At 30.3% G+C, this 13,264-nt stretch carries 15 protein-coding genes; all 15 read right to left on the bottom strand.

The features are described from left to right. Positions 1–58 precede the first annotated feature (58 nt). A complete protein-coding gene (locus QMG30_RS22755) occupies positions 59–253 on the bottom strand; it encodes a hypothetical protein (protein WP_281819394.1) in 195 nt (64 codons plus the stop codon). Between the two features lie 108 nt (positions 254–361). Then, complete coding sequence (locus QMG30_RS22750; protein WP_281819393.1) at positions 362–1,201, bottom strand: DegV family protein; 840 nt, start codon at positions 1,199–1,201, stop codon at positions 362–364. A gap of 108 nt (positions 1,202–1,309) precedes the next feature. After that, positions 1,310–2,023 carry a nuclease-related domain-containing protein gene (locus QMG30_RS22745; protein ID WP_281819392.1) on the bottom strand — a complete coding sequence of 238 codons (714 nt, stop codon included), beginning with the start codon at positions 2,021–2,023 and terminating at the stop codon, positions 1,310–1,312. 196 nt (positions 2,024–2,219) lie between these two features. Then, complete coding sequence (locus QMG30_RS22740) at positions 2,220–2,486, bottom strand: hypothetical protein (protein WP_281819391.1); 267 nt, start codon at positions 2,484–2,486, stop codon at positions 2,220–2,222. Further along, entirely contained in the window at positions 2,486–3,235 is a 750-nt protein-coding gene (locus tag QMG30_RS22735) for an ABC transporter permease (RefSeq protein ID WP_281819389.1), read from the bottom strand. The genes QMG30_RS22740 and QMG30_RS22735 overlap by 1 nt, the downstream gene beginning before the upstream one ends. A gap of 15 nt (positions 3,236–3,250) precedes the next feature. Further along, on the bottom strand, positions 3,251–4,168 hold the full coding sequence (locus tag QMG30_RS22730) for an ABC transporter ATP-binding protein (RefSeq protein ID WP_281819388.1): 918 nt from the start codon (positions 4,166–4,168) through the stop codon (positions 3,251–3,253). Between the two features lie 61 nt (positions 4,169–4,229). Further along, complete coding sequence (locus QMG30_RS22725) at positions 4,230–4,958, bottom strand: CPBP family intramembrane glutamic endopeptidase (RefSeq protein ID WP_281819386.1); 729 nt, start codon at positions 4,956–4,958, stop codon at positions 4,230–4,232. Then, on the bottom strand, positions 4,955–5,611 hold the full coding sequence (locus tag QMG30_RS22720) for a CPBP family intramembrane glutamic endopeptidase (protein WP_281819385.1): 657 nt from the start codon (positions 5,609–5,611) through the stop codon (positions 4,955–4,957). The genes QMG30_RS22725 and QMG30_RS22720 overlap by 4 nt, the downstream gene beginning before the upstream one ends. Then, positions 5,586–6,944 carry a YcaO-like family protein gene (locus QMG30_RS22715; RefSeq protein ID WP_281819383.1) on the bottom strand — a complete coding sequence of 453 codons (1,359 nt, stop codon included), beginning with the start codon at positions 6,942–6,944 and terminating at the stop codon, positions 5,586–5,588. The genes QMG30_RS22720 and QMG30_RS22715 overlap by 26 nt, the downstream gene beginning before the upstream one ends. Before the next feature lie 24 nt (positions 6,945–6,968). Then, on the bottom strand, positions 6,969–8,072 hold the full coding sequence (locus QMG30_RS22710) for a streptolysin associated protein SagC (protein WP_281819382.1): 1,104 nt from the start codon (positions 8,070–8,072) through the stop codon (positions 6,969–6,971). Then, a complete protein-coding gene (locus tag QMG30_RS22705) occupies positions 8,072–9,007 on the bottom strand; it encodes a SagB family peptide dehydrogenase (protein ID WP_281819381.1) in 936 nt (311 codons plus the stop codon). Before QMG30_RS22705 ends, QMG30_RS22710 begins: the two co-directional genes overlap by 1 nt. A 274-nt stretch (positions 9,008–9,281) precedes the next feature. Beyond that, positions 9,282–9,407, bottom strand: coding sequence for a hypothetical protein (locus QMG30_RS22700; protein ID WP_281819380.1), 126 nt, complete (start codon positions 9,405–9,407; stop codon positions 9,282–9,284). 33 nt (positions 9,408–9,440) lie between these two features. Continuing rightward, a complete protein-coding gene (locus QMG30_RS22695) occupies positions 9,441–9,566 on the bottom strand; it encodes a hypothetical protein (RefSeq protein ID WP_281819378.1) in 126 nt (41 codons plus the stop codon). A gap of 99 nt (positions 9,567–9,665) precedes the next feature. After that, the gene (asnB, locus tag QMG30_RS22690; protein ID WP_281819376.1) at positions 9,666–11,576 is read right to left on the bottom strand and encodes an asparagine synthase (glutamine-hydrolyzing); all 1,911 of its coding nucleotides are present in this window, start codon (positions 11,574–11,576) and stop codon (positions 9,666–9,668) included. Between the two features lie 303 nt (positions 11,577–11,879). Further along, positions 11,880–13,139, bottom strand: a complete 1,260-nt coding sequence (gene purD / locus QMG30_RS22685) for a phosphoribosylamine--glycine ligase (protein ID WP_281819374.1) — start codon at positions 13,137–13,139, stop codon at positions 11,880–11,882. Between the last annotated feature and the right edge of the window lie 125 nt (positions 13,140–13,264).

The raw sequence follows: 13,264 nt of genomic DNA, 5'->3' as shown, positions 1-13,264 counted from the left end.
GAGGAGCAACAATAGAAATGATTGAGAAATATATTCGCTCTCAAGCAGGAGTTAAAGATTAAAAACCGTTCCGATTCATCTCCCTCCTAGTTAGAGGAGGGGGTTTTCTCGAAACATCTAGATAAATACCTTCACCAATAAATTTTTGCCACATAACTCCAATATCTCTCATTGATTTACCATTTTTGTTAGTTGTTATTATCGATTTTCCAACAACAATTTTCTTTGTTAAAGTCATTATCTCATATTTCATCTGTTTCACCTCATTATTTAATATAGTTCATATTTTATTAGAACTATGTTAAGTATAACAAAGCTAATATGACAACAGCATGTCTAATTAAAATAATATTTATTTTTATTACACTTCATAAGCTGCATATCCAATTAGTCCTGGTCCCGTATGGACTCCTAATGCAGGACTAATCTGTGAAATATGTCCGTCAATTATATGACCAATATTTTTAATGCTTTCATACAATTCTAGTGCTTCTTCTTCAGCACCACCATGTATAATAGCTATATTATACTTCTTATCCTTGAATTCTTCTAATATCATTGATTTTATTTTACTTATAGATCTTTTTCTGCCTCTTATTTTTGCTATTGTAAAATAAACGCCCTCATCATTAATACCAATAATAGGTTTGATGTTAAATAATTCACCTACTGTTCCTTCTACTTTACCTATTCTTCCGCCTTTTCTTAAGTAGGTCAGTGTTTTAAGGACATAACAACCTTTTAACTTACTTCTTATTTCTTTTGCTTTATTCATTATATCTTCCATATTTTGATTATAAGCTATTGCCGCTACCTCTTTTACGATAAATCCCAAAAATATGCCTAATGTTTTCGAATCATATACTTTTACATTGAGTCGTTCATAATCCCTAGCAAGCAATTTAATTAAATTAAATGTTCCACTAAGATTTGATGATATAGTAATGACAATGGCATCAGTATATCCTTCATCTACAAGACTATCAAAAGCATCAATTATATCTTCTGGAACAGGTAATGATGTTTTAGGTACTTCTTTTTCAATATTGTCATATACTTCCTGGGGTTTGATTTCTATACGATCTCTGTATTCACGATCATGATATATAATTCTTAATGGAAGTAATTTAATATTATATTTTTCAATAACACTATCAGGTAAATCACAAGCAGAATCGGACAAGATTGCAATTTTTTTCATAGTTAAACCCTCCAATGGTTTTATATAGTTTTCAAAACTACATATTACGTCTTTTAAAATTATATCACATGTCATTAATTAATACAATCACAAAGCTTATTGATTCTCCTACATCACTTGTTTTTTTAGTATCCCTGTTATTTCAACTTGTTCTTTTGGAGTTAATTTAACTCCATCTTTCTTATATGTTTTTATATATTTTAAGAGATTATCCTTACTTTTTGATAATACTACAATATCATTTGACTTAAAATCTACTTTGGAATCTTCATTAGCAAAATATACCATTCCATGAATATAGCTATGTACATTGTTTTTATTAAGAAGTTTGGTAAGTCCTAATACATGCCCTTTAACCTGTAAAGCAGGATTATATAATTGTCTGCTATATTCTCTACCGCCTTTTCCTTTTTTTATTTGTGTAAGATATCTAGAACCTGTTTTACCTTTTATCGTTCCTTTTATATTCTTAGCTTCAATAATAAATATTCCATTTGATCCAACTACAACATAATCTATTTGACTCGACGTATTCTTACCTTGTATAAGAATATCTGAAATAACTTTATATCTTTTAGGTAGATCTGCTAAGAGGTTCAGAACTTCTTTTTCTCCCTCAAGTCCAGACTTTACTATACTAATGTTCGTTTTCATTTTTTTTATATAGACACCAAGTACAAGCGTAGCTATTAATGAAAAACCATAGGTATAAACAGCAAGTATCATACAAAAAACCGCTGCAATAAAACATACAATCATTTTCAGATAGGCAACTATTATTTCTTTTCTTAAGTGATTTGATTTGTTAATTATTTGAGCCACAGTTTCAATCCTTTCTCTAAAGCAAAAACATCTAGTAATACTGTAGAAAATTTCCGTATTATTATTGTATATTAATCTGATATGCTATTCTACTGACTTCATTTTCAAGATTAATTATAGCATAACAATAAGGTTTTTATATCAATAAAATTAATTATAGCTACCATTTTTATAATTATCTTAATTAATATATTAATTAAAATTGATATGAATCATCATATATTTTCCTTATTTTATGTGTTTTTTTATTAATCATTGATTCAATCATGCGCACAGTATCAAAATTCTCCATTTTCAATTCCTCATCACTGAATATGATATTATAACTATCTTCAATTTCTATAATCAAATAAATAAAAAAACCTGATTGCAATTTACCTTTTGAAAATAAAGCTTCATCCATTGAATTAATACTAATAAGATTATTGTCTTCTATAAATTTTAATATATTTCTATCTACCATCATTCCCACCTAAATATCTTTAATGACACAATTAAGCATACTAACAACACTAGTATAAGTACTAGAATACTTACCCATGCATGAATCATACCTTTTCCTAACCAGACATCTTTCATTGCATTAACAGCATGAGTCACTGGAAGGAATTTAGATATTTTCTGCATGAATTCAGGCATTATTTCTATAGGAATAGTTGCTCCTGTTAAAAACAGCATAGGAAAATAAACTAAATTAGCGATTGCATTAGCCGCCTTCATATTAGGAGCAACACTAGCAATCAGAAATCCAATTGAAAAAACACTAAGCATCGACAAAATAAATATTATAATTACTTCAAAAACATTACCTATGAAATTAAGACCAAAAACCAATTTAGCTATGATAATCAAAAATATCATACCTGCTATTGTCATAAGACAGTTAACACATACCTGAGAAATAATGACATAAATTACTTTCAATGGTGTAGCTCTATATCTCTTGAGTATTTTCTTCTCTCTATACTCGCAAAGAGTCAAAGGCAAACTCATTAATCCAGTAACAGAAATTATTAAACCAGAATATGCTGGCACTGATACATCTACTGTTCCTACACCACCAAAAATTACATTAGGTTCATTTCCGTATATTCCTCCGAATAATAAGATCATCAAGGTAGGAAATACTAATAGAAAAAACATACTTATAAAATTGCGAGAAAAAAGTTTCAACTCAAAAGTAGTTAGTTTTAACATTATTTTATAATTCATTGTAATCCTCCTTTACTATTCCTTATTATTATCATCTTCGGGTGTGTAACCAAGCAAATCAAGAAAAACATCTTCCAAACCTGGTTTTTTTACATCTAAATCTGTATAAGATATATTATTTTCACTCAAATATGTGATTACATTATTCAAATAGTCATCACCCTTTCCCGACAAAGTGACAATATCAGAATTATTTTTAAGATATATTTCACTACCTAGCTTCTCGATCTTTTCAATATTATTAAGTGAAGTCCTAAAAGATACTTTCTGCTTTAGGTCATACTCTTTCGTAATGTCACTTACAGTCCCCATACTTAATATTTTTCCTTTATCCATAATAGCAACTCTGTCACAAATAGCTTCCACTTCATCCATAAAGTGTGAAACAAGTACTATTGTAAGACCGTTTTGCCTTAGATTAAGTATCATATCCCACATTTCATGACGTGTTTTTGGATCTAGTCCAGTCGTAAGTTCATCCAAAAAAACAATCTTTGGATTTGAAATTAGAGATAATACAATAGCCAACTTTTGTTTTTGTCCACCTGATAGAGTTGAAACAAAAGCCTTTCTTTTTTCCATTAATCCTAGTTTTTCAAGTAAATCTTCATATGACAGATGATTAGGATAGAATGATTGGAATAATTCACATATCTCATATACTTTTGCACGATCCTGATATAATGTCTCTTGTAATTGAACTCCTATTAACTGATTGACTTTCTCTCTTTCCTTCCATGGATTATACCCCATAACATCAACAGAACCACTTGAAGCTTTTCGTAAACCTTCAATACACTCCACTGTAGATGTTTTGCCAGCACCATTTGACCCAATGATACCGAATATTTCTTGTTTTTCAACTGAAAAAGAAATATTATCTACTGCATAAAAATCTCCATATCTCATACTAAGCGAATCAACATTAATCATTATTCTAACAATCTCCTTTTCTAGTTTATGTTTGTTTATAGTGACTTCATATTTATATAATTCAATCCAATTCATTTTTATTTACATAAAAACCAGCAAAAGATGCATGTACTATCATAGATGGAATTATACTACCACTTGCTAAAAATAAAATACTACCTATAACAGAAATGAATATACTTGAAAATCCAAGTACCAATGCCTGCGTAATTGTATTAGTAAGTAACACTTGATTCAGAACAAAAGCTAAAGTTACCACACTAATTGCTAAAATAATATTCATACCATTAGAAATTAATGATTTCAATAATACTCCTCTAAAAAATAATTCTTCAAAACTTGCGCTTAAAAAAGGTAGTAACCATGCAATCTTTTTAGGAACTTGAAATACTCCCTTTATCCATACAACTGACGACATTTCTCCTACAATATCTATTTTCGGTACTATTTTCATTGCTATCATAACAAACATTGATATCAATGACATAGATGCCACGATACCTAACATTATTATTACAGTAGATATGGGTATATCATTTAATGAAAACAAATCACTGATTCTAATATCAGCGATTCCCGCTACGACAAAGCAACTTATTGTTGGTAATATACAGTATAAAAATGTTGCAAATACTGAATAAGAATAAGAGGGTGAAATTCCGAATACCGAAGATATAATAAGTGAAATCCTATTCTTAATATACGTGTTACTATATGACTGTTTGAATATGAATATCCAAAGAAACAAGCAAATGAAACCGGTCAAAAGAACACTGTAAATATTCGTCATTTCTTATACCTCCCCATTAATAGAATGATTAAATTCTGTAGTACATGTATTATAATAGGAATAATAATGGAACGCCCACTCAATAAAAATATTACTGCTAACAGAATACCGCTGATTGTTTTTTGAATAAAAGTCGCAAACCCATAATATAGATGATTAAATCCATATATGACAGAACTGAGTATTATGTATAGATATATATTCCAGTGCAGATTATCTAGCATTGCAACACTCCACAATTGCCTATATATCAGTTCTTCTATTATCGCGAGTAATATAGTTGAAATACATCCCACTATGCTTATTTTTTTCCAATTTGCATTTACTGAAATACCCTTTACCATCTTTCCTGACAATCTAAGAATTATAGTACCGATTATGAATTCAATTATAATTAATATTGGTGCAGCAACTATAGAAATAATGTACCACATAATATCTGATGAAATAATTATATTATTACTTATTGGTACTAAAACACAGCTAAGTATCAAAATAATGGAACTCATAATTACACAGTATTCTAAATATATCATGTTTTGATTCTTGTGATTGTATCTTCCTCTAAAAGATAATATGATCTGAGGAAACGAAACAGGATATACTGTTGCCAATAACACTAGAATACTATGGTAGTGGATGTGGATATTCATTAATCACACCACCATATTCTTTTAATCTTGGATGATTCTCAAATGGAAAACCAGGTAAACACATAGCACACAATTCTGGTATGAATGTCCTGACAACGCTCCACCCTTTATCTATTACTTCGGGAGGTGTAATATCTACATATACTGCATACTCACTTACTTTCGAAATTTCTTTTATCAAGTGTGAAATTTGAGCATCTACATCATTTTCCCATCTAGATTCAATCTCTGACAATTTGATCGTACCTTCTATAATTTGATTTAAAAGGTTATCAATTTCTTTTACTTTATTTGGAACTCCATAAAACAGAACATTTGTATCTAGATCAGCAAAAGCTGATTCATTAATTGAAAAATCTATTTTAGGCATATCAAAAAGAGCATTGAACATATGCATGAAAATTATTGCAGTAGCCTCCATTGTGCCTCTTAGTATTCCATTTTTCGCATTAAGATCTCCCTGTGTACCAACAATGAGATACGGCATTTTTTCATCTTTTCTCTTCAATACTACAAGATATACAGGTAGATCCATATCAGGAAGTGTTACTAATAGTGGTATGACTTCATAAGGGGAATCTTTACCCAATCCACAACTTTCCAGATACTGTAAAATATCTTCATCATCTATTACTACTCGCTTTACTTTACGCATCGTATACCAAGAAATAATGAATGCATCTATCTGCACATACTCTATTAATGAATTTAGTAAAGCTTTCTTCAATGATGTATGGGATGCTGTACCTGTAGAAAATGCTGGTGCAAAAAATTTCTCATTGTTTTCTTTATTTTTAACGAATCCAACTGATAATAACTGCATCGGAACCCAAACATCCTCATTCGGATGAACTAGTGAAGCACATTTTATCCATCCTATTATATCATCTTCAGTTGCTGACTGTGGTGAATAGACTGGCATAATCTTCGATAAAATCTTTTGCTGTTCTCCAGAAAAAATATTAAGATATTTTAATGGCATAACTTTACCAATTTTAGTCATCTCTCTATAACTGCTGTAGACAATCCTATCTCTCATAATTTTTTCTGTACAAATGGGCGCGTAACGTTCTACACTCTCACCTATCAATTTAATTAGAGCTTCTTCATTATATATTCCATAACCACTCAAATGATATTCTACATGCTTTTGAGGGTCATTGTATGTAATTTTATGATAATTAGGCATTCTACCGGTTATAGATTTCAGACAAGGTTCTGGTGGCATATGAACCATAGGAGCCAAAACACCATGCATGATACCCGTTTGATTCCCACCAATATATCTATACTGATTCATTATATGCTCATATGTTGGATAAAATCTTATCATCATTTTCTCTCCATATCTATATAATTATTTTATTTTTAATGTATTTGCAACTATCTCATCCACTAAAGCACGTGATGAAATATTTTTCTCTTCCAATTTAACTTTTGCCACAGCACCACATGCAGGACAGAATGGTACACGTAAAATATCTTGTGCTTGTATCTCAAGTGTTGGCAGATATATTGTCAATAAACGCCCTGTAAATTTAGATGCTCCAATCTTTCTAATCATAAAAGACTCTGATATAGCCAGATTAACTAACATATTCAGTAATGGAATCAATCCCTTACTACCTGAAGTATATTTATTACTATCTCTTTCGATATTTATAAAATTATGATATTGAACATGGTCTTCTAACCTTGACAGAGCTCTTAATTCAAAACATTCTAGGCAGCCTGTAGTATAAGGATTAGTAGCCAATGCACATATTACAGGCCCATCAATAAATGAGAATACTACAGGGATCTCTAATTTGATAGAAATTCTGTTAAGGTTTCTCATAAATATTACAGAAAGGTTTTTCAGACAACCAACCATAGCATCATATTCTTTGAATATCTTTTCAAAATGACTCATTTGCTGTACAGTTGATAAACCATCCATATTAGTAGTCAAATCTGCACTTTTTAGTTCTGCGAATGTTTCCATTTCCATAATATCTATCTTAAATCTCATTTCATCAGCCAATTTCTTAGCTGTTCCTATTGAATACTCATCATCTGCAAAAAATAGAACTTTCTTTTTGGCAGCATCTTCTTCTGATTCAAGATTATCATGTTCCAAATATCCTAATAATGCTAGTGTAATCTCTTCATCAATGCTCTTACATTCACATGTTGTTATATAATTTGTTGCTCTTAGTTCATTTAATAGAGACTCAATAATTTCTTTCTCGTAAGGTTCAAGAATATAATCATTGATTATTTCTTCGTTATATCCTTCTTCACTCTGCAAAAGTTTAACCATATCCCTAGTGAAGGAAGTCAGTTGTTCAGATAAGTCTGACATATCCAATTCAGCTTCTTCATAATTAAAAACACCCATACGCAAACGAATTTCATCCTTACCGTTATCATAGACTCTTACATTATCACGAAAGACCATGTTATTAGTATTATCATTCATTAGATAACTCCTCCGTTTCCAAATATCGTAAAATGTATAACCTGTTTACTAATTCCATCAAGTCCAAAACGCTTTTCGATAAATTGTTTATTGTATCCTCCGATATCACATGAACCATATCCAAGGGCTGTTGTAGTTAACTGAGCATTTTCTGCAATTTCACCAGCTTCTATAAATCCATATGCTGCACCAGCATCACCATATTTATGTGAATTGACATATAGCTCATATACATATGCCATACAGAATGCACATGTTTCTACTTTTATATTTCCAAAGCCAGCAAGTGCTTTCAAATCATCTTCACTATATCCTTTTTCTACCAATCTAAGTGAATGATGATGAGGACAATATTCATAAATACCTTTAGGCAACTTATCAACATTCCAAACAACTATATACAATCTTACTGGATAGAAACCTCCTCCAGAAGGTGTTGCATGGAGCATTATACGTTCAGCATCCTCCTCTTTATCACGTAATGTAATATATCCTGTTATACCTTGAGAATAATATAAAATAGTTGCAAAATCATTAAGTGGAATAGAACCATTAAAAACTCTTACACTTCTTCTAGCTTGTAAAACACTACTAAAAGAAGCTCTTATTTTTTTCGCTATTGGAAGTTTAATTAATTCTGAAGCATTCTCTTTCTTGTCACGCATTGCAAAAGAGAGCATAGCATCCCTAGCTTGAAAACGACTGATTCCAATTCTGAAATCCAGCCTTGCACTGAATGTACGAAAATTAAGCAAATACTCTTCACCTGCAAAACGATTGGATCTAGAATGATAGATTCCTTTTAATGTAACCTCTGGTGTACGAACTACTGTAGTATCAACATATGGTGAGATTAATGCATATTGCGAACTCATATTTATGGTTTCACGATAATGAGCGTGGTTAGACAAATATTTTTTCCCTTTATTATCCAATTTAATATCTCCTTATGTTTTGTTTAATCTACAATAATAATCAATATATATATCATAAATGGGTGGTCAGAACCTTGATTCCAAGATTCCAACCCACCTTTTCTAGCTTAACAAATATATGTACTATATTATTGCTACATATAAAAATAAATTATATTACATTGATATAAGATATAAATACTTCAGATATTAATATATATATCTAACAATGCTACTACAAAGTTATAACTTTTATAATTAAATATATCTATCACGTACATTTAATCTGTTCTTATTAACAACAACAACAGCTCGAACAACAGCAGGATGAACCTGTACATGTTGAAGATGCCCCTGGACTTACTTGAACTGTCCCTGTAACAATACTAGTTGCACAGTTATAACTTCTATGTTTTAACACTCTTTCACCTCCTTTGAATATCATTTATTTGTGTTAGCAACAGCAACAACTTGTACAACAACAAGATGAACCAGTGCATGTTGATGATGCTCCTGGACTTACTTGAACTGTTCCCTTAACAATACTAGTTGCGCAATTGTAACTCCTATGTTTTAACATAGTTTTCACCTCCTTTCATAATAAAAAATATATTCTTTTGATTAATAATTAAATCATAATAAAACTACACTATTTAACAGAAAGGAATTTTTATGTAGTTTAATGTACCATCTCCAACAACATATGAGTCGTGATGATATAAATAAGTATCATATCATCAATAATATTTTTCTGAGGATATTGTTTATTATTTTTCAGTTTCTCAATTAATGACATGGTTTTATGGTAATCAAAAATACTATATTTATAAAATACATCTTTTGACAAATAAGATTCAAATTGTTCCATGTTATTAATAAAAAGTCTTGAACCTGGTGTAGAATATTGATATTTAGTTCTTTTGAGAATTGCTTTTGGAATTATATCAGCGAAAGTTTCTTTTAAAATATGTTTTTCATCATAGCCTGATAATTTATAGTTATCTGGAATAGCATATGCTAGTTTTATTAGATCACGATCCAAAAATGGATATCTCCCCTCAATGGAATTCGCCATCAGTACTCTATCACCTTGAGTTGATAAAAGATAACCTGATAATAATATTTTCATTTGAACAGCTTGGCACTTCTTAAGTAAAGACAAATTACACTCCTCATCAAAAAATTGTTCCTGTATTTCATTGTCAATCTTTTTGATATCAATACTAGCTTTATTTTCCCGATTAAAATAATTTATTATGGAAGAACTTCCGAAGATGCGTGATTTCATAGAATATAGAAAGTCTTCACTTCCACTATAAAATCTTGAATAATATTCTTTATACCCTTTTAATACATGACTATTATTGTTGAATTGAATGAAGTTCTTAACTCCGTTAAATCTAACATTAGAATTAGGATTGAGTGAACAATACTTTCGAAATAACGTTTCCTTATATACATCATATCCATAAAAAAGCTCATCTGCGCCTTCACCACTTAGAACAAATTTAGCACCATATTCATTTACTGCATTTGAAAGCATATACATAGGAACTGCACCCAATTTATATAAAGGTACTTCACAATGCTTTATCACATCAGGAAGATGTGAAATAATATCCTCATCACTTACTGTTATCTTAATATGCTGCCCTTTGTTTCCCTTTAATCCCAACAACTGATATGCGGATTCATCTAATTTATAATCCTTGAATCCCAAAGAAAAAGTTGGGAAATCATCATAACCTAACTCTTTCAATAGTTTTATTAATATCGTTGAATCTAAACCGCCACTTAAATATAATCCCCATTTTATATTGGAATCGCAATTTAATCTCTCCATGATGGATTTAATGAGCGTTGAGCGTATTTTATCTTTTAATTCAGTAATATTATTGAATCCGATATCTTCCCGATAATCAGAAAAGTGATGATATATCTTAATGTTGATGCTATTCTTTTTATCAATAACAGCATAACCTGATAACGGAATCTGATTAATGTTTTCATATATAGTTCTACTTTGCATAGGCGACCAATACACAAACTGTTCATACAATCCAGTAATACTTGGACGTAAATCCACTACATCTGTACTGGCTATTGCCTTAATCTCGGAAGCAAAATAAACAATGCCATCTACTACTGAATAAAATAATGGACATATGCCAATTCTATCTCTTGCTATAAATACTTTTTCATTATTCTTGTCATAAATAGCAAATGCAAACTGTCCATCAATCTTATCTAGTAGTTCAATTCCATATTCCTCATATAAATGTACTAATACTTCAGAATCAGAATGCGACTTAAATATATGACCCTTATTAATTAATTGATTGGTTAATTTCCGATAATTATAGATTTCACCATTAAACATAGCAATCACAGTACCATCCTCATTAATTAAAGGTTGTCCTCCTTTTTCACAATCAATGATTTTTAATCTTCTTGAACCTAACTGTACATCTTTATTACAATAATAACCTTCAGCATCTGGTCCTCTATGAACTAGACAGCCAACCATCTTTTTAATAAAATCATTAGGTATATCATTACCTAGCGAAACTATCCCCGCAATGCCACACATAATAGACATCTCCATAATAGATATATTTTTACTTATATATATTTAAATTATATCAATCCATACCGATTTGTCAATATATACACACTATTTTTTTAATTACAAATTTATAATAAGTTAATAGATAACTTAGATATTCTTTTTTCTATAATATTAGACAATATTTTCAATAGAATAGAAAAAGGCTATGCTGTTTCTAGAACTTTTTATAGTAAAAAAAATCCCAACTATTATAGTTAGGATGAATTTTAATCACTTATTATAAGATTTATAATCACAATTATTTTATAATCATTAAATACAATATTACTTTATTCCAATATCTCTTCTATAATGTTTATTAGTGAAATCAACCTCGTCTACAGCTTGATATGCTTTATCTCTAGCTTCATCTATGTCTTTACCTATAGCTGTTAGTCCAAGTACTCTACCACCATTGGTAATTATCTTATTATCTACTTTCTTAGTTCCTGCATGAAAAACAACAAGGTCATCTTTGTTCTTTTGTAAGTCAAGTCCTTTTATCTCATAACCTTTTTCATATTTAACAGGATATCCTCCTGAAGCTAATATTACGCAAACAGCAGCGTTATCGTCCCATTGTACATTTATTTCATTCAATCTTCCATCAATAGCATATTCAAATATATCTACAAGGTCTGTTTGTAGTCTTGGTAATACTACTTGTGCTTCAGGGTCACCAAATCTGGCATTGTATTCTAATAATTTTGGACCATTTTCAGTTAACATGAGTCCAAAAAACATAATTCCTGTAAAAGTTCTTCCTTCAGCTTTCATAGCTTTCAATGAAGGTTCATAAATAGTTTCAACACATTTGTTATGTATTTCTTCTGTATAATATTTACTAGGTGAAAATGTTCCCATTCCACCAGTGTTGAGACCTTCATCATTATCAAATGCTCTTTTATGGTCTTGTGCACTAACCATAGGAATTATATGTTCACCATCACAGAATGATAGAACTGACACCTCTGGACCTGTCAAAAATTCTTCAATTACAATTTTATTTCCTGCTTTACCAAATTTCTTGTCTATCATTATAGTATTAACTGCATCTTGTGCTTCATTGTAGTTGGAGCATATCAATACACCTTTGCCAAGAGCAAGTCCATCTGCTTTAATGACGATAGGATATTGACACTCTTTAATATAGTCATTTGCAGAATCAACATCATCCATGACAATATATTCAGCTGTGGGAATATTATATTTTTTCATTAGATGTTTGGAAAATATTTTACTTCCTTCTATCATAGCAGCATTTTGTCTAGGTCCGAATATCTTTAAACCTTTATTTTGAAAAGCGTCTACTATTCCAAGCATTAAAGGATCATCCATACCTACAACTGTCAAATCAATAGAATTACATAGAGCAAAATTCAATAAGCCCTCTATATCTGTTGCTCCAACATTTACACATTCAGCTAATTCGGAGATTCCTGCATTTCCAGGTGCACAGTATATTTTATCTACTCTTTTGCTTTTGGATAATTTCCAGATTATAGCATGTTCTCTTCCACCACTACCAACAACAAGTATATTCATTTATTCCATCCCTTCATATTTGTATGCCATTTAACATTTCAAACATGATTAACCAATCAACTATACTATTTGCTTAATCATAACTGTCCGTTCACTAATCAACTATACTACTTACAAATGTATTT

Source organism: Vallitalea longa (assembly GCF_027923465.1).
In the GTDB taxonomy this organism is placed as follows: domain Bacteria; phylum Bacillota; class Clostridia; order Lachnospirales; family Vallitaleaceae; genus Vallitalea; species Vallitalea longa.
The sequence above is the reverse complement of the archived record's forward strand: the minus strand, read 5'-3'. Positions and strand labels throughout refer to the sequence as shown.

What these genes read in the sequence shown, in the direction of transcription:
- QMG30_RS22735 (WP_281819389.1), bottom strand. Translation starts at nt 3,235, where the DNA reads ATGAATTATAAAATAATGTTAAAACTAACTACTTTTGAGTTGAAACTT.
- QMG30_RS22730 (WP_281819388.1), bottom strand. Translation starts at nt 4,168, where the DNA reads ATGATTAATGTTGATTCGCTTAGTATGAGATATGGAGATTTTTATGCA.
- QMG30_RS22750 (WP_281819393.1), bottom strand. Translation starts at nt 1,201, where the DNA reads ATGAAAAAAATTGCAATCTTGTCCGATTCTGCTTGTGATTTACCTGAT.
- QMG30_RS22740 (WP_281819391.1), bottom strand. Translation starts at nt 2,486, where the DNA reads ATGGTAGATAGAAATATATTAAAATTTATAGAAGACAATAATCTTATT.
- QMG30_RS22755 (WP_281819394.1), bottom strand. Translation starts at nt 253, where the DNA reads ATGAAATATGAGATAATGACTTTAACAAAGAAAATTGTTGTTGGAAAA.
- QMG30_RS22695 (WP_281819378.1), bottom strand. Translation starts at nt 9,566, where the DNA reads ATGTTAAAACATAGGAGTTACAATTGCGCAACTAGTATTGTTAAGGGA.
- QMG30_RS22715 (WP_281819383.1), bottom strand. Translation starts at nt 6,944, where the DNA reads ATGATAAGATTTTATCCAACATATGAGCATATAATGAATCAGTATAGA.
- QMG30_RS22725 (WP_281819386.1), bottom strand. Translation starts at nt 4,958, where the DNA reads ATGACGAATATTTACAGTGTTCTTTTGACCGGTTTCATTTGCTTGTTT.
- QMG30_RS22720 (WP_281819385.1), bottom strand. Translation starts at nt 5,611, where the DNA reads ATGAATATCCACATCCACTACCATAGTATTCTAGTGTTATTGGCAACA.
- asnB (WP_281819376.1), bottom strand. Translation starts at nt 11,576, where the DNA reads ATGTGTGGCATTGCGGGGATAGTTTCGCTAGGTAATGATATACCTAAT.
- purD (WP_281819374.1), bottom strand. Translation starts at nt 13,139, where the DNA reads ATGAATATACTTGTTGTTGGTAGTGGTGGAAGAGAACATGCTATAATC.
- QMG30_RS22710 (WP_281819382.1), bottom strand. Translation starts at nt 8,072, where the DNA reads ATGAATGATAATACTAATAACATGGTCTTTCGTGATAATGTAAGAGTC.